At 73.5% G+C, this 16,579-nt stretch carries 13 protein-coding genes; 10 read left to right on the top strand and 3 right to left on the bottom strand.

The genetic code is table 11. The features are described from left to right. From AOK22_RS25800 to AOK22_RS25770, 7 genes are all read left to right on the top strand, one after another. Positions 1–507 (top strand): MBL fold metallo-hydrolase (locus AOK22_RS25800; protein WP_482255560.1); only part of this gene is annotated, 507 nt, incomplete at its 5' end. Positions 508–822: 315 nt separating this feature from the next. Further along, the gene (locus AOK22_RS25795) at positions 823–2,043 is read left to right on the top strand and encodes an SCO2321 family membrane protein (RefSeq protein ID WP_055701104.1); all 1,221 of its coding nucleotides are present in this window, start codon (positions 823–825) and stop codon (positions 2,041–2,043) included. Positions 2,044–2,108: 65 nt separating this feature from the next. Continuing rightward, complete coding sequence (locus tag AOK22_RS25790) at positions 2,109–2,744, top strand: SCO2322 family protein (protein WP_055701103.1); 636 nt, start codon at positions 2,109–2,111, stop codon at positions 2,742–2,744. A gap of 25 nt (positions 2,745–2,769) precedes the next feature. Next, positions 2,770–4,134, top strand: coding sequence for an energy-coupling factor transporter transmembrane component T (locus AOK22_RS25785; protein ID WP_107102032.1), 1,365 nt, complete (start codon positions 2,770–2,772; stop codon positions 4,132–4,134). Continuing rightward, positions 4,131–5,819: an ABC transporter ATP-binding protein gene (locus AOK22_RS25780; protein WP_055701102.1), complete on the top strand. Its 1,689-nt coding sequence runs from the start codon at positions 4,131–4,133 to the stop codon at positions 5,817–5,819. The genes AOK22_RS25785 and AOK22_RS25780 overlap by 4 nt, the downstream gene beginning before the upstream one ends. Next, positions 5,816–6,652, top strand: a complete 837-nt coding sequence (locus tag AOK22_RS25775) for an ECF transporter S component family protein (RefSeq protein ID WP_055701101.1) — start codon at positions 5,816–5,818, stop codon at positions 6,650–6,652. Before AOK22_RS25780 ends, AOK22_RS25775 begins: the two co-directional genes overlap by 4 nt. A gap of 347 nt (positions 6,653–6,999) precedes the next feature. Further along, a complete protein-coding gene (locus AOK22_RS25770) occupies positions 7,000–7,452 on the top strand; it encodes an aggregation-promoting factor C-terminal-like domain-containing protein (RefSeq protein WP_055701100.1) in 453 nt (150 codons plus the stop codon). A gap of 87 nt (positions 7,453–7,539) precedes the next feature. Here the strand turns inward: AOK22_RS25770 and AOK22_RS25765 are convergent, their stop codons facing one another. Further along, positions 7,540–8,709 carry a steroid 3-ketoacyl-CoA thiolase gene (locus AOK22_RS25765; RefSeq protein WP_055701099.1) on the bottom strand — a complete coding sequence of 390 codons (1,170 nt, stop codon included), beginning with the start codon at positions 8,707–8,709 and terminating at the stop codon, positions 7,540–7,542. A gap of 290 nt (positions 8,710–8,999) precedes the next feature. Here AOK22_RS25765 and AOK22_RS25760 point away from each other — a divergent pair, with 290 nt between their 5' ends. Both AOK22_RS25760 and AOK22_RS25755 read left to right on the top strand, forming a co-directional pair. After that, positions 9,000–10,244: a cytochrome P450 gene (locus tag AOK22_RS25760; RefSeq protein ID WP_055701098.1), complete on the top strand. Its 1,245-nt coding sequence runs from the start codon at positions 9,000–9,002 to the stop codon at positions 10,242–10,244. Between the two features lie 208 nt (positions 10,245–10,452). Beyond that, positions 10,453–12,081: a glycosyltransferase family 87 protein gene (locus AOK22_RS25755; RefSeq protein WP_055701097.1), complete on the top strand. Its 1,629-nt coding sequence runs from the start codon at positions 10,453–10,455 to the stop codon at positions 12,079–12,081. Here the strand turns inward: AOK22_RS25755 and AOK22_RS25750 are convergent. Further along, positions 12,032–14,161, bottom strand: coding sequence for a bifunctional glycosyltransferase 87/phosphatase PAP2 family protein (locus tag AOK22_RS25750; RefSeq protein WP_079036805.1), 2,130 nt, complete (start codon positions 14,159–14,161; stop codon positions 12,032–12,034). The genes AOK22_RS25755 and AOK22_RS25750 overlap by 50 nt on opposite strands. 469 nt (positions 14,162–14,630) lie before the next feature. Here AOK22_RS25750 and proP point away from each other — a divergent pair, with 469 nt between their 5' ends. Further along, positions 14,631–16,088, top strand: coding sequence for a glycine betaine/L-proline transporter ProP (gene proP / locus AOK22_RS25745; RefSeq protein ID WP_055701096.1), 1,458 nt, complete (start codon positions 14,631–14,633; stop codon positions 16,086–16,088). Positions 16,089–16,163: 75 nt separating this feature from the next. On the opposite strand, the gene AOK22_RS25740 is transcribed toward proP, so the two are convergent. Further along, positions 16,164–16,579, bottom strand: a 416-nt coding sequence (locus AOK22_RS25740; protein WP_167357883.1) for a serpin family protein, incomplete at its 5' end; no start/stop codon positions are given.

Raw genomic sequence — 16,579 nt, 5'->3', positions numbered from 1 at the left:
ACGCCCGGCCACACCCCCGGCCACGTCTGCCTGCACCTGGAGGAGGACCACCCGGCCGGCCTGCGGGGCAACGGCCGCCTCTTCTCCGGCGACCATCTGCTGCCCGGCATCACCCCGCACATCGGCCTCTATGAGGACCCCGACGACGACACCGTCACCGACCCCCTCGGCGACTACCTCGACTCCCTGGAGCGCGTCGGCCGCCTGGCCCCCGCCGAGGTCCTCCCCGCCCACCAGCACACCTTCACCGACGCCCCGGCCCGCGTCCGCGAGCTCCTCACCCACCACGAGGACCGCCTCACCGGCCTGCTCGCCCTCCTCGCCACGCCCCTCACCCCCTGGCAGCTCGCCGCCCACATGGAGTGGAACCGCCCCTGGTCCGAGATCCCCTACGGCTCCCGCAACATCGCGGTCTCGGAGGCGGAGGCCCACGTGCGCCGCCTGGTGAAGCTGGGCCGGGCGGAGGCGGTGCCGGGGAGCGACCCGGTGACGTATGTGGCGGTATGACGGCGCGGGCCGGTCGTCGCGCAGGCCGGTAGAGTGAGCGCGTCGTCCTCACGCCCGTACAGGGGGAAGCCGGTGCGAATCCGGCGCTGACCCTTCCCCAAGCTCTCGGCTCCGCTCGAGCAGGGGAGGCCCCATTCCGTGTGCCACCTCGTCGTGGCGAGCCGGAATGCCCGGTGCGGGGCGTGACCGGCTCGCTTCACCGGGACCCCGGTGAGCGGCACCGTCGAGGTATACGGAGCCGGAGCCGCCCGGAAGCCGTGCTCGCAACGGTCCGTGCCGCCCCGCTCCCCGCAGGGAGAGGCAACCCGCCGCATCATGAACGTTCGCCGCAGCGCAGCGGTCCTGGCCGCCGTCGCCGTGTGGGGCACCGCCGCCGCACCGGCCGCCTTCGCGGACGACGCCTCGCCGTCGCCCTCGACCGCGCTCCCCTCCGGCCTGTACGGCAAGACCGACCCCAAGTTCGACGGCGTCTTCCGCCAGTCGTACGCCCTGCTCGCCCAGGACACCGTGGGCGTGAAGCCCGCCGGGAAGGCCGTGGACTGGCTGGCCGGGCAGCAGTGCGCGAGCGGCGGCTTCGCGGCGTACCGCGCGGACGCGAGCGAGCCCTGCAACTCCAAGACCGCCGTCGACAGCAACTCCACCGCGGCCGCCGTGCAGGCGCTCGCCGCGCTCGGCGGCCGGGACAAGACGGTCGAGAAGGCCGTCGACTGGCTGAAGTCCGTGCAGAACACGGACGGCGGCTGGGGCTACAGCCCGGGGCTGCCCACCGACGCGAACTCCACCGGCATCGTGGTAGGCGCGCTCGCCGCGGCCGGCGAGAACCCCGCGGGCGTGAAGTCCCAGGACGGCAAGTCCGCGTTCGACGCGCTGCCGAAGCTGGCGATGGACTGCGGCAAGGACGGCGGCGCCTTCGGTCTCGCCGACGCCAAGACGAAGAAGCTCAACCCGGACGCGGACGCCACCGCGGCCGGTGTGCTCGGCAGCCTCGGCAAGGGGCTCGTGGTGGCCCCCGCCAAGAAGGCGGAGGACTCCGCGCCCAAGTGCGCGAAGCCGGACACCGCCTCGCAGGCCGCGAGCAACGGCACGGGCTACCTCCTGAAGACGCTCGGCGACCACGACGACCACCTGATCGCCGCCACCGACATGCCGGACGTGGGCAACACCGCGGACTCCGTGCTCGCCCTCGCCGCCGCCGGGCAGCAGGAGCAGGCCGAGAAGTCCGCCGAGTGGCTCGCGAAGAACTCCGCGGACTGGGCGAAGAAGGCCGGTCCCGCCGCGTACGCGCAGCTGATTTTCGCCGCCCACGCGGCGGGCATGGACCCGCGCGACTTCGGCGGCGCCGACCTCGTCAAGCAGCTGGGCGCCACCGGTCCGGCCCCCGAGAGCGCCTCGAAGTCCCCGTCCGCCTCGGACGAGGACAAGAAGAAGGACGAGGACGGCGGCGTCAGCATCTGGTGGATCATCGGCGTCGGCGCGGTCGCCGGCATCGGCATCGGCTTCCTGATCAGCGGCAACCGCAAGAAGCAGCAGCTGTGACGCGGAGCCGGACACGGCCGGCGCGGGGCCGGCGGCGGCCCGCGGGGCGCGGGCGCCCGGCGGTCGTGGCGTTCCTCGCCGTGCTGCTCGGCGTCCTCGCCGCCGTGCCCGCCCAGGCCGCCGGCTACCGCTACTGGTCGTTCTGGGACCGGGACGGCGACAAGTGGACGTACGCGAGCCAGGGCCCCGGCACCGCGCGCCCCGAGGACGGCGACGTGCAGGGCTTCCGTTTCTCGGTGTCCGAGGACTCCAAGGACTCCGCGAAGCCCCGCGGCCCCGCGGACTTCGACGCCATCTGCCGGAGCACGCCCGCCGAGGACGGCCGCAAGCGCGTCGCGCTGGTCATCGACTTCGGGCTGCCGAAGGACGCGCCCCGGGGCGAGAGGCCGCCCGCGCAGCAGCGCGCCTGCGCGCAGGTCGCCGAGGACGCCACCAGCGCGGACGCCCTCGCCTCGGTCGCCGAGCCGCTGCGCTACGACAACAACGCGCTGCTGTGCGCCATCTCCGGCTACCCGGAGTCGGGCTGCGGCGAGCAGGTGTCCGGCGACAGCGGCGGCCGCGAGGACACGGCCGCCGAGGAGGACGCCGAGAAGGACGGCGGCTCCGACGGCGGGCCCTCCGTGGGGCTGATCGCCGGGATCGCCGCCGTCGTGGTGCTGGGCGGCGCCGCGTTCTGGCAGGCCCGGCGCCGCCGCGGCTGACCGGGCAGCGGACACGGACGGCACGATGAAGGACCACGGCAGCGCCGCGCCCGGCGGCGGCCTCCTCCGGCGCCACCGGGCGCCCGAGGCGCACCGGAGCAACGCCCTGCACCCCGGCGCCTGGTGGCTCTGGGCCCTGGGTCTGGGCACCGCCGCGTCGCGGACGACCAATCCGCTGGTGATCGGGCTGCTGATCGGCGTCACGGGCTATGTCGTGGCGGCCAGGCGCACGAACGCGCCATGGGCGAAGTCGTACGGCGCGTTCGTGAAGCTCGGCCTCGTCGTGATCGGCATCCGGCTCGTCTTCGCGATCGTGCTCGGCTCGCCGATCCCGGGCACGCACGTCCTGGTGACGCTGCCCGAGGTGCCGCTGCCCGACTGGGCCAGGGGAGTGCGGATCGGCGGCCGGGTCACGGCGGAGGGCCTGCTCTTCGCGCTCTACGACGGGATCAGGCTGGCGGGCCTGCTGATCTGCGTCGGCGCGGCGAACGCGCTCGCCAGCCCGGCGCGGCTGCTCAAGTCGCTGCCGGGCGCGCTGTACGAGGTGGGCGTCGCCGTCGTCGTGGCGATGACCTTCGCCCCGAACCTGATCACCGACGTCCAGCGGCTGCGCGCCGCGCGCCGGCTGCGCGGGCGGCCCGACCGGGGGCTGCGCGGGCTGCTCCAGGTGGGGCTGCCGGTCCTGGAGGGCGCGCTGGAGCGGTCGGTCGCGCTGGCCGCCGCGATGGACGCGCGCGGCTTCGGCCGCACCGCCGCCGTGCCCGCCGGGGTCCGCAGGGCGACGGCCGTGCTGACGCTCGGCGGTCTGATCGGCGTCTGCGCGGGGGCGTACGGACTGCTGACCGCGCAGGGCACCGGGTACGGGCTGCCCGTGCTCGCGGCGGGGCTGCTCGCGGCGCTCGCCGGGCTGCGGCTCGGCGGCCGCCGCTCCCTGCGCACCCGCTACCGGCCCGACCCCTGGGGCGTGCGCGCCTGGCTGGTCGCCGGGTCGGGCGTCGCGGTCGCGGGGCTGATGATCTGGGCCGCTTCGTACGACCCCGCTCCCCTGCACCCCGGTGTCGTGCCGCTGATCGCGCCGACGCTGCCGCTGTGGCCGGCGCTCGCGGTGCTGATCGGGCTGCTGCCGGCGTTCGTGGCGCCGGTGCCGCCCGCGGCGTCGGCGCCCGTGCGGGCGGGAAGGCGGACGGGGACCGGGAAGTCCGGACGTACGGAGGAGTCCGGACGTACCGGACGGTCCGGGTCCGTCACCGGCGCGGAGCCGGACGGACCCGTCTCCGGGGCCAGGCGCTCCCCCGCCGCCTGGCGCACCCGCGCCCCCGCGCCCGCCGATCCCTCGCTCCCCGTACCCGCCGAGTCCGCACCCTCCGTACCGCCGAAGGAGACGTCATGATCCGCTTCGAGGACGTCTCGGTGACCTACGAGGGGGTGCCGGGCCCCACCGTCCGCGGGGTCGACCTGACCGTTCCCGAGGGCGAGCTGGTCCTGCTCGTCGGCCCCTCCGGCGTCGGCAAGTCGACCCTGCTCGGCACGGTGAGCGGCCTCGTGCCGCACTTCACCGGCGGCACCCTGCGCGGCCGCGTGACCGTGGCGGGCCGCGACACCCGCACCCACAAGCCCCGCGAACTGGCCGACGTGGTCGGCACGGTGGGCCAGGACCCGCTCGCGCACTTCGTGACGGACACCGTCGAGGACGAGCTGGCCTACGGCATGGAGTCCCTCGGCCTCGCCCCGGACGTGATGCGCCGCCGCGTCGAGGAGACCCTCGACCTGCTCGGCCTCGCCGAGCTGCGCGACCGCCCGATCGCCACCCTGTCGGGCGGCCAGCAGCAGCGCGTCGCGATCGGCTCGGTCCTCACCCCGCACCCCCAGGTGCTCGTCCTCGACGAGCCGACCTCCGCGCTCGACCCGGCCGCCGCCGAAGAGGTCCTCGCCGTCCTGCAGCGGCTCGTCCACGACCTGGGCACGACGGTCCTGATGGCCGAGCACCGCCTGGAGCGGGTCGTGCAGTACGCGGACCAGGTGCTGCTGCTCGGGGCGCCGGGCGAGGCCCCGGTGCTCGGCGACCCCGCCGCGCTGATGGCCCGCTCCCCCGTCTTCCCGCCGGTCGTCGCGCTCGGCAGGCTCGCCGGCTGGTCGCCGCTGCCGCTGACCGTGCGGGACGCGCGGCGCCGGGCGGGCGCGCTGCGGGAGCGGCTCGCGGACGCCGTGCCCGCACGGGAGACGGCATCCGTGCCGCCCGCCGGGCCCGCTCCGACGGCGGGCCGGTGGTCCCGGCCGCGCCGGGACCGTACGCAGGAAGAGACCCGGGGCGCGCTGGTCGAGCGGCTGGCCGTGCGGCGCGGCCGCGTCGAGGCGCTGCGCCGCGTCGACCTCGCGGTCACGCCCGGCGAGACCGTCGCGCTGATGGGCCGCAACGGCGCCGGGAAGTCCACGCTCCTGTCCACCCTGGTCGGGCTCCTCGAACCCACCTCAGGCACGGTCCGCGTGGGCGGCGCGGTCCCCCACCGCACCTCCCCGCACCAGTTGATCCGGCACGTCGGCCTGGTCCCGCAGGAGCCGCGCGACCTGCTCTACGCGGACACCGTGGCCGCCGAGTGCGCGGCCGCCGACCGGGACGCGGGCGCGGCGGACGGCGCGTGCCGCGCCCTGGTGAGCGAGCTGCTGCCGGGGATCGCGGACGACACGCACCCGCGTGACCTCTCCGAGGGCCAGCGTCTCGCGCTCGCCCTCGCGATCGTCCTGACGGCCCGCCCGCCGCTGCTCCTCCTGGACGAGCCGACGCGCGGCCTGGACTACGCGGCCAAGGCCCGCCTCGTCACGGTCCTGCGGGGCCTGGCCGCGGAGGGGCACGCGCTCGTGCTGGCCACGCACGACGTGGAGCTGGCCGCCGAGATCGCGCACCGCGTGGTGATCCTCGCGGACGGCGAGGTCGTCGCGGACGGGCCGACCGAGCAGATCGTGGTGTCGTCGCCGTCCTTCGCCCCGCAGGTGACCAAGATCCTGGCGCCGCAGGAGTGGCTGACGGTGGCGCAGGTGCGCCGGGCGCTGGACGCGGCCGGGGAGGACCTCGCGTGAGCGCCGCACCGAAGGCGCAGGCGCAGGCCCGCCCCATCCGGCTCGGGCCCCGCTCGATCGCCGCGCTCGCGCTGGTCAGCGCGGTGGGCGTGGTCGCTTTCGGGTGGCCGCTGCTCGCGGGCGCGAACTCGGGCTTCGGCGAGCACGCGCAGGACGCGCCCTGGCTGTTCGCGGCGCTGCTGCCGCTGCTGCTCGCCGTGGTGGTGGCGACCATCGCGGACGTCGGCCTGGACGCGAAGGCCATCGCGATGCTCGGGGTGCTCGCCGCGGCCGGGGCGGCGCTGCGGCCGCTGGGCGCGGGGACCGCGGGCATCGAGCCGATGTTCTTCCTGATGGTGCTGAGCGGCCGGGTGCTCGGTCCCGGCTTCGGGTTCGTGCTCGGGGCGGTGTCGATGTTCGCGTCGGCGCTGCTGACCGGGGGCGTCGGGCCGTGGATGCCGTTCCAGATGCTGTCGATGGGCTGGGTCTGCATGGGCGCGGGGCTGCTGCCGGGGCCCGACAGCCTGCGCGGGCGGCGCGAGCTGTGGATGCTCGCGGCGTACGGCGCGCTCTCCTCCGTGCTGTACGGCACGGTCATGAACCTCCAGGGCTGGCCCTACCTCGGCGGGCTCGCCACCGGCGTCTCCTTCGTGCCGGGCGACCCGCTGGCGGACAACCTCGGCCGCTTCCTCGCGTACTGCCTGGCCACCTCGCTCGGCTGGGACCTGCCGCGTGCCGTCGTCACGGTCGTGCTGGGCCTGGCGCTCGGGCCCGCGGTCCTGAAGGCGCTGCGGCGGGCCACGCGCCGCGCCGCGTTCGAGGCGCCGGTCACATTCGAGGCCCCGAAGCCGTAGGGGGCCGGCCGCGCTCCGTTACCTGGAGGTCCCGCGGCCGTGAGGCGGCCCACAGGACTTTGGTCCTCTACGAAGCGGGGCCGTAGTCGGCATCCCTTGATGTACACGCATCAATCACCGCGCTGACCTGCGGATTGAGAGCCAGATCACACGACGGACATTCGGCGCGGGTGCGACTTCCACTAGTAAATGGGGTCATTGCGGCGGCGTAACAGCCCTGCTTCTCTGGACGAGTCGCACGGCGCCGACGAGCCCACCCGGGCCTCGGCGCCGCCGCATGTCCCCCACGGATCCCCCGCGGTCCACGGCGTGCCGCGACGGTCCCGTCCCCCACCGGAAGGTCCTCTGTGTCCGCCTCGCTCCTCCGCCGCATCGCTTCCCCGAAGAAGGCCCTCACCGGCGGCCTCGTCGCCGTCGCCGCCTCCGGCATGGTCTTCGCCGCGGCCCCCGCTCAGGCAGCCACCCCGACCGCCGCGAAGGCCGCCCCGGCCGCCGCTCCCGCCGCCGCCCCCGCGTCCGCCCAGTCGATCGCCAAGCAGCTGATCCCGGACCCGGCGCAGTACCAGGCCTTCAGCAACATCGTGTCCCACGAGAGCGGCTGGAACCACACCGCGACGAACTCCTCGTCCGGCGCCTACGGCCTCGTCCAGGCGCTGCCCGGCTCGAAGATGGCCTCGGCCGGCTCGGACTGGAAGACGAACCCCGCGACCCAGATCAAGTGGGGCCTGAACTACATGAACGAGCGCTACGGCAGCCCGGTCGGCGCCTGGAACTTCTGGCAGGCCAACGGCTGGTACTGAGCCGCCGCCTCCCGCCACCGAAAGGGGCGGCGCCCCTCACGGGGTCGCTGCCCCTTTCGCGCGGCGCCCCACGGGCACCCCGGAGCCCTACAGCCGCTGGATGATCGTCCCCGTCGCCACCGCGCCGCCCGCGCACATCGTCACCAGCGCGAACTCCTTGTCCCTGCGCTCCAGTTCGTGCAGGGCCGTCGTGATCAGGCGCGCGCCGGTCGCCCCCACGGGGTGCCCGAGGGCGATCGCCCCGCCGTTCACGTTCACCTTCTCCAGGTCCTGGCCGAAGACCTGGGCCCAGCTCAGCACCACCGACGCGAAGGCCTCGTTGATCTCGACGATGTCGATGTCCTTCAGCGACATCCCGGCCTTGCCGAGCACCGCCCGCGTCGCGTCGATCGGGCCGTCCAGATGGAAGTGCGGGTCGGCACCCACCAGCGCCTGCGCCACGATCCGCGCGCGGGGCCGCAGCTTCAGCGCCCGCGCCATCCGCTTGGACGCCCACATGACGGCCGCCGCGCCGTCCGAGATCTGCGAGGAGTTGCCGGCCGTGTGCACGGCCGTCGGCATCACCGGCTTGAGGCCGCCGAGCGCCTCCATCGAGGTGTCGCGCAGCCCCTCGTCCCGGTCGACGAGCCGCCACATGCCCTGACCGCCCGCCTGCTCCTCCTCGGTGGTGGGCACCTGCACGGCGAACGTCTCGCGCTTGAAGCGCTCCTCGGCCCAGGCGGTCGCCGCCCGCTCCTGCGAGATCAGGCCCAGCGAGTCGACGTTCTCCCGGGTCAGCTCCCGCTTGCGCGCGATGCGTTCGGCCGCCTCGAACTGGTTGGGCAGGTCGACGTTCCACTCGTCGGGGAAGGGCTTGCCCGGACCGTGCTTGGAGCCCGAGCCGAGCGGCACCCGCGACATGGCCTCGACGCCGCAGCTGATGCCGACGTCGATGACGCCGGCCGCGACCATGTTGGCGACCATGTGGCTCGCCTGCTGGGAGGAGCCGCACTGACAGTCCACGGTCGTCGCCGCGGTCTCGTAGGGCAGGCCCATGGTGAGCCAGGCCGTGCGCGCCGGATTCATGGACTGCTCCCCGGCGTGCGTCACCGTGCCGCCGACGATCTGCTCGACGCAGTCGGCGTGGATGCCCGTGCGGCCGAGGAGTTCGCGGTAGGTCTCACCGAGCAGATAGGCGGGATGGAGATTGGCGAGCGCGCCGCCGCGCTTGCCGATGGGGGTGCGTACGGCTTCGACGATGACAGGTTCCGCGGCCATGGGCTCGTCCTCTCCCTCCACGTCCCGCGAGCCGTCCCGGCGGCTCGCGAGTGGAACTAGTACGCGTTCTAGTTCTGCCCAGCAGTCTGCTGAGCGGAGCCCCGGCGCCGCAAGGGTCTTGCACGCACCTTGCGCAGGACCCGCACGAAGGGCGCGGGGAAGGATCACGTCACGGGCCTTGCCACTTGTAGAACCCGTTACTACCTTTCGAGCCATCCACTGCCTTCTGATGGACCGTCAGAATCGTTCGACTTCGTAGCACCTGCCGAACTTCACGCCTGGAGTTGCCGATGCCCTGTCCAGCGCTGCCCGACGGGTTCGACTTCACCGACCCGGACCTGCTCCAAGACCGCGTGCCGCTCCCGGAGTTCGCACAGCTGCGGCAGACGGAACCGGTCCGCTGGATCGCCCAGCCGCCCCGCATCTCCGGCTTCGACGACGCGGGCTACTGGGCCGTCACGCGGCACGAGGACGTCAAGTACGTCTCCACGCACCCGGAGTTGTTCTCCTCCAACCTCAACACCGCCGTCATCCGCTTCAACGAGTCGATCAGCCGCGACCAGATCGAGGTCCAGAAGCTGATCATGCTCAACATGGACCCGCCCGAGCACACCCGCGTCCGCCAGATCGTGCAGCGCGGCTTCACGCCCCGCGCCATCCGCTCGCTCGAACAGGCCCTGCGCGACCGGGCCGGCGCCATCGTCGCGGCGGCGCTGGAGAACGCGGACGCCGACGGCGGCTTCGACTTCGTCACCAACGTCGCCGTCGAGCTCCCCCTGCAGGCCATCGCCGAGCTGATCGGCGTGCCCCAGGAGGACCGCTCCAAGATCTTCGACTGGTCCAACAAGATGGCGGCCTACGACGACCCCGAGTACGCGATCACCGAGGAGGTCGGCGCCGAGGCGGCGCTGGAGATCGTCTCGTACTCGATGAACCTCGCCGCGGCCCGCAAGGAGTGCCCGGCCAAGGACATCGTCAGCCAGCTGGTGGCGGCCGAGGACGAGGGCAACCTCTCCTCCGACGAGTTCGGCTTCTTCGTGATCCTGCTCGCGGTGGCCGGCAACGAGACCACCCGCAACGCCATCACCCACGGCATGCACGCCTTCCTCACCCACCCGGACCAGTGGGAGCTCTACAAGCGCGAGCGCCCCCGGACGACCGCCGAGGAGATCGTGCGCTGGGCGACCCCGGTGGTCTCCTTCCAGCGGACCGCGACCCAGGACACCGAGCTCGGCGGGGCGCGGATCAAGAAGGGCGACCGCGTCGGCATCTTCTACTCCTCCGCCAATCACGACCCCGACGTCTTCGAGGCCCCGGAGAAGTTCGACATCACCCGCGACCCCAACCCGCACCTCGGGTTCGGCGGCGGCGGACCGCACTTCTGCCTCGGCAAGTCCCTGGCCGTCCTGGAGATCAACCTCATCTTCAACGCGATCGCCGACGCCATGCCGGGCCTGCGGCTGACCGGCGACCCGCGCAGGCTCCGCTCGGCCTGGCTCAACGGCGTCAAGGAACTCCAGGTCACCACCGGCTGAGGCACCCGCCGGGGCGCCGGGCCGCACCGGCCGAAGCGGCAGGCCGGCACCCGCCGGTCCGCCTCCAGGGAGGCAGGGGACCCTCTCCTCACGCCCCGCCCCTGCCTCCCCCGGAGGACGTCGCGTCCCGGCCACCGGGCCAACGTTTCCGTTGCGTGCCGCGTCTTGAGAAGTGAACCTTGCCTTTCCAAGACTTCGAACGGAAACGGTGGCCGTGGTTTCTGCCGACATCTCGCTCTCCCCGACCCGTGCGCCCGGAGAGCGGAACTCCTTCTTCCGGAGTTTCCGAAGACGCCACCGCATCGCCCTGCTCGCCACCGTCCCCACCCTTCCCCTCTACGCGGTGTGGGCGGCGTTCCTCGCGACGGGCGGCGGCGACCTCGCGGCGCAGGAGGCCTGGGCGAGGTTCGCCTCCGAGCACGGCACCGCCGCGTACAACCTCTTCTGGTACGGCGGCATGCATACCGCCAACTACAGCCTCATCTCGCCGTACCTGATGGCCGCCCTCGGCGTGCGGACCGTGACGGTGCTCTCCGGCGTCGCCGGCGCCTGGCTGGTCGCCGCCCTGATCGCGCGCTCCGGCATCCGCCGCCCGCTGTGGCCCGCCGTGCTGGCCTCGCTCGCGGTGTGGTGCAACGTCGCCTCCGGGCGCACGACGTTCGCGCTCGGTCTCGCCTTCGGTCTCGCGGCCTGCCTGGCCCTGGTGCGGCAGCGGCGCACGGTGCTCGCGGTGGTGTGCGCGGCGCTCGCCACCATGGGTTCCCCGGTGGCGGGGCTCTTCCTCGTCGTGGCGGGCGCCGGCTGCTTCTTCGTCCGCGACTGGGTGCGCGCGGCGGCCCTGATCGTGCCGCCGTTCGTGGTGGTGGCGGCGACCACGGTGCTCTTCCCGTTCACCGGTGAGCACCTGATGCCCTTCGACCGGATCTTCCCGCCGGTCCTTTTCAGCCTCGCGCTCATCGTGGCGGGGCCGCGCGAGTGGCGGGCGGTGCGCTGGGCGGCGGGCGTGTACGCGGCCGGGACCGTCCTCACGTATCTCATCCCGTCGCCGATCGGCACGAACGTCGAGCGCCTCGCGGAGCTGGTCGGCCCCGCCCTGCTGCTCGCCGCCCTGCTCGCGCCCGGCCTGGACCGGGTGCGCCGGATCGTCCTGACGGTGGCGCTGGTGCTGTCGTCGGCCTGGGTGGCGCAGAAGACCTACGACGACCTCGTGGTGTCGACGAAGGTGCCGAAGTGGGCGGTCGACACCCATGGCGTGGTGCGGGAGCTGGAGCGCCTGGGCGCCGACCGCACCCGCGTCGAGGTGGTCCCGGCCCGCAACCACCGCGAGGCCACGGCCCTGGCGCCGTACGTGAACATGGCGCGCGGCTGGAACCGCCAGCTCGACATCGAGCGCGGCCGGCTCTTCTACGACGGCTCCTTCTCCGCCGGCACCTACCGCGAGTGGCTCGACAAGTGGGCCGTCGGATACGTGGTGCTGCCCGCCGGGAAGCCCGACGGGTACGCCGAGGACGAGGCGGCGCTGGTGGCGAGCGGCCCCGCCTGGCTGAAGCCGGTGTGGAAGGACGCGCACTGGCGGATCTACCGCGTCGAGGACCCGGTGCCGCTGGTCTCCAGGCCCGCGGCGGTCGTGCGCTCCACGGGGGCGGACGTGGTGGTGCGGGTGCCCAAGCGGGGCTCGGTGACCGTGCGCCTCGTCTACTCGCCGTGGCTGCGGGCCGAGGGCGCCTGCCTGAAGCCGCGCGGCGAGTTCACGGAGCTGTCCGTGCCCGCGCCGGGCACCTACGAGATCAGCTCCGGGTACGGCCCTTCGCGGGGCCGTCCTTCGACGTGCCGCTGACGGGCTCCTCCGCACCGCCGCCGCACGCGGTGTCCTTCACCAGGTCGACGGCGGGCGGACCCGGCACCTCGGCCGCTCCCGCCGCCGCCGTCAGCGGCCGGCGCACCCGCGGCCCCGACAGCAGATAGGTCAGGCCGAAGCCCGCGCCCACGACGGCCGCGCCGCCCACCGCGTCGAGGATCCAGTGGTTGCCGGTGCCCACGATCGCGCAGAGGGTGAGGAAGGGGTGGAGCAGGCCGAGCGCCTTCGTCCACGCCTTGGGCGCGACGATCAGGATGACCAGGCCGCACCAGAGCGACCAGCCGAAATGCAGCGAGGGCATCGCCGCGTACTGGTTGGTGAGGTCGGTCAGCGTGCCGTAGTTGGGCTGGGTGAAGTCCTGCACGCCGTGGACCGTGTCGATGAAGCCCAGGTCGGGCATCAGGCGCGGCGGGGCGAGCGGATAGGCCCAGAAGCCGATGAGGGCGAGGACGGTGGCGAAGCCGAGCGCCGAGCGCGCCCAGCGGTACTCGGCGGGCCGGCGCACGTACAGGACGGCGAGGACGGTCAGCGGCACCACGAAGTGGAACGACGTGTAGTAGAAGTTGAAGAAGTCCTGGAGCCAGCCGGTGCGCGCCGTGAGGTGGTTGAACCAGTGCTCGACGTCGATGCGCAGGAACTGCTCGATCCCGTGGATCTGCGCGCCGTGCCGCTCGGCCGTGGTCCGGCCCCCGGAGATGGTGCCGCCCGTCGCGGCCAGCCTGACCTGCTGGTACGCGGAGTAGCCGACGCGGATCAGGAGCAGTTCGAGCAGGAGGTTCGGCCGGGTCAGGACGCGCCGCCAGAACGGGACGAGCGGCACCCACGCCCAGCGGGCCGCCACGGGAGCGGCGTAGTCGGTGGGCACCGGCTCGCGGTACCGCGGGTGCGCCCGGGACAGGAACGGCACGGCGACGGCGGCGGCGAGCGCCGCGATCAGCACGATGTTGTCCCGGACCGGCTCGGTCACCGGCATGTTCGGCAGCATCATCTTGGCGGGCAGCGTCGACACGAGGACGACGGCCACCGGCCACATGTACCGGTCGGACCGGCGCCTGCCGACCCGGCCCACCACGGCGAAGAGCACCCACAGGAGCTGGTGCTGCCAGGTCGTCGGCGACACGGCGACCGCGACGCAGCCGGTGATCGCGACGGCGAGCAGCAGCTGCCCGTCCTGGGCGTAGCGCACGGCGCGGCGCAGGCCGAGGACGACGACGGCCGCGCCCAGGGCGAGGAAGAGCCCCGTCTCCAGGGGGCCCGTCAGGCCGAGGCGGAGCAGCATGCCGTGCAGCGACTGGTTGGCGTCGGCGTCCGCGTTCCCGCCGAGGCCCGCGCCGGCGAGGTGGTGGATCCAGTACGTCCATGAGTCGTGCGGCATCGCCGCCCAGGCCAGCGCCGTGCAGGCGGCGAAGGCGGCGCCGGTGGACGCGGCGGCCTTCCTGCGGCCGGTGAACCAGAGCAGTCCGGCGAAGAGCAGCATGGTCGGCTGCAGGGCGGCGCCGATGCCGATCAGCAGCCCGCTGGTCCGCTCGCCGCGCACCGCGAAGAGGCCGAGCAGGACGAGCAGCACCGGAAGGATGCTGGTCTGGCCGAGGTAGAGGGTGTTGCGCACCGGCAGCGACAGGATGAGCAGGCTCACCGCCACGGGCGCGGCGAGCAGCGAGGTGCGCCGGGAGACCGGCTGCGGCAGGGCGCGGGCGGCGACCAGGCCGAGCACGACGACGAGGCCGAGCGTGCCGAACGTCCAGACCAGGCCGAGGGCCTGCTCGCCCGTGCGCGCGAGCGGCTTGAGGACGAGCCCGGCGAAGGGCGTGCCGGTGAACTTGTCCGCGTCGTACAGCGAGCCGTTCACATGGAGGACGCCCTCGGGACCGATCCAGGTCTCCAGGTCCATGAGCCGCTCGCCCTCGGGGGTGCGCAGGACGGCGGCCGCCTGCCGGACCGCCAGGACGGCGGCGAGCAGCCACAGCGCGACGCGGGCCGCTCCGATCCGGGCCTCGGCCTCACCGCCCCGGCCCGTCCGCAAGGCACCGCCCGGTCCTCCGTGCTGCGCATTCGCCACGCCCCGTCGACCCTCCCGCCCCACTCGTCACGTCTGCGGCTCTGTCCGTGCGGGGCCGGTGTACGGCCCGGTCGTGCCGGGCCGGCGTGTGGCCCAAGAGTCCGCGCCCCTTTTGTGAGACGCGCGCAACCGCCAGGTCACCTGGCAGCCATATCGCTTTCTATCGACTTTTCGGCACCTGGCCCAACAGGTCCGTTCGCGTCGTGGCCGACATCCGCCTCTCCGGGGAACCGTTCGGACCTCCGGGTACGGTTCCCGGCCCAGGTCGCGACATAGATCACAAAGGGCGCGCGTCCCCGCTACCGGAGGAAACGCCATTTGACCTGCGTACAAGCCATTTGGGTGCACTGTGCGGCCGTCCGCGCACCGACCGTAATGGTGCCCCATGCACCTATGGTCGCTTTCGGGCCGCCCCGGTATCCGGGTGCGGCCCCGTCCTTGTCGTCGACCGAAAGAGGCGAGCGAACCCTTGGCGAGCGCCACCACCGTCGCACCGGGCGAGACCGGAGCCCGACGGCTCCGGAAGGAAGCCGCCCCGGCCCCGGACGTCACCGTCACCGACCCCGCGATGGTCAAGCGGGCGGTGAAGGCCGCGGCACTCGGCAACGCGATGGAGTGGTTCGACTTCGGCGTCTACAGCTACATCGCCGTGACGCTGGGCAAGGTCTTCTTCCCCTCGGGCAACCCCACGGCCCAGCTGCTCTCCACCTTCGGCGCCTTCGCCGCGGCCTTCCTCATCCGCCCGCTCGGCGGCATGGTCTTCGGCCCGCTCGGCGACCGCGTCGGCCGCCAGAAGGTGCTCGCCCTGACCATGATCATGATGGCGGCGGGCACGTTCGCGATCGGCCTGATCCCCTCGTACGCCGCGATCGGCGTGTGGGCGCCGGTCCTGCTGCTGGCGGCGCGCCTGGTGCAGGGCTTCTCGACGGGCGGAGAGTACGCGGGCGCCTCCACGTTCATCGCCGAGTACGCCCCGGACAAGAAGCGGGGCTTCCTCGGCAGCTGGCTGGAGTTCGGCACGCTGGCGGGCTACATCGGCGGCGCGGGCCTGGTCACCCTGATGACGGCCCTGCTGTCCTCGGAGGACCTCCTGTCCTGGGGCTGGCGCATCCCGTTCCTGATCGCGGGCCCGATGGGCCTGATCGGCCTGTATCTGCGGATGAAGCTGGAGGAGACCCCGGCGTTCGCCGCCGAGCTGGAGAAGGCCCACAAGGACGAGCAGTCCCGCCCGAAGGTGCGCCTGCGCGACATGGTCGCCGGCCAGTGGAAGGCCCTTCTCCTGTGCATGGGCCTGGTCCTGGTCTTCAACGTCACGGACTACATGCTGCTCTCGTACATGCCGAGCTATCTGACCAGCGAGCTGAAGTACGACGAGACGCACGGCCTCCTGGTCATCCTGGCCGTCATGGCGCTGATGATGGTCGCCCAGCCGTTCATGGGCGCGCTCACGGACCGCGTCGGCCGCCGCCCCGTGATCGCCGCGGGCTGCGCGGGCTTCTTCCTGCTCTCCGTCCCGGCCCTGCTCCTGATCCGCGGGGGCTCGCTCTGGGCGATCGCCCTGGGCCTCGGCGCGCTCGGCCTGCTCCTCGTCTGCTTCACGGCCTCGATGCCCTCGGCCCTGCCGGCCCTCTTCCCGACGAAGGTCCGCTACGGCTCCCTCTCCATCGGCTTCAACATCTCCGTGTCGGTCTTCGGCGGCACGACCCCCCTGGTGGTGACGGCCCTGATCGGCGCGACGGGCGACAAGATGATGCCCGCGTACTACATGATGGCGGCGGCCGTGGTGGGCGGCATCGCGGTCTGGTACATGACGGAATCGGCGGGCCGGCCCCTGCCGGGTTCGCCTGCCGCGGTGGAGACGGAGGCGGAGGCGCGGGCACTGAAGTCCAGCCTCTCCCGCGGGAACTCCGGCCCCTCCGGCGCCTGAGGAGCGGGGTCGGGGGCGGAGCCCGGCTTCGGGAAGGGGTCGGGAGCGGGAGCGGGGAAGTGAACCGCCTGAGGCCTACGGCCCGACAGGCACACCCCCCTGCCACCCCACGAACAACGGCACCTCCCCGTCCCCGTCCAGCACCACCACCCCGAACGGCCGGTCGAAGGCGACCCGCTCCACCCGCACGGGCCGGTACGCCCCGCCCGGCCGCATCGGCACCGCCGTCACCGCCGCCGCCTGGACCCCCTCCTCCGCGACCTTCACGACCGCCTCCTGGACGACCTGCGATATCGCGAGCCGCGCCGGAGACATCCCGGAGAAGTCGGCGGCGTCACTCATGGCCCACCGCACCCCGAGCGAGCCCAACTGCCCGGTCGCGTCGACCCGCGTACGCAACGAGAACCGGGGCAACGCCACGGCCACCCGCTCCGCGTCGAGCGCGGACCGCCGCTCCCCCGCCGCCCAGGCCAGCGGCAGCACCGCCGCCC

The sequence above is a fragment of the Streptomyces silaceus genome, assembly GCF_001419745.1.
Lineage (GTDB): Bacteria > Actinomycetota > Actinomycetes > Streptomycetales > Streptomycetaceae > Streptomyces > Streptomyces silaceus.
The sequence above is the reverse complement of the archived record's forward strand: the minus strand, read 5'-3'. Positions and strand labels throughout refer to the sequence as shown.

Excerpts from the sequence above, each read along its gene's own strand:
- AOK22_RS25795 (WP_055701104.1), top strand. The coding sequence starts at position 823 with ATGAACGTTCGCCGCAGCGCAGCGGTCCTGGCCGCCGTCGCCGTGTGG.
- AOK22_RS25785 (WP_107102032.1), top strand. The coding sequence starts at position 2,770 with ATGAAGGACCACGGCAGCGCCGCGCCCGGCGGCGGCCTCCTCCGGCGC.
- AOK22_RS25780 (WP_055701102.1), top strand. The coding sequence starts at position 4,131 with ATGATCCGCTTCGAGGACGTCTCGGTGACCTACGAGGGGGTGCCGGGC.
- AOK22_RS25765 (WP_055701099.1), bottom strand. The coding sequence starts at position 8,709 with ATGGCCGCGGAACCTGTCATCGTCGAAGCCGTACGCACCCCCATCGGC.
- AOK22_RS25760 (WP_055701098.1), top strand. The coding sequence starts at position 9,000 with ATGCCCTGTCCAGCGCTGCCCGACGGGTTCGACTTCACCGACCCGGAC.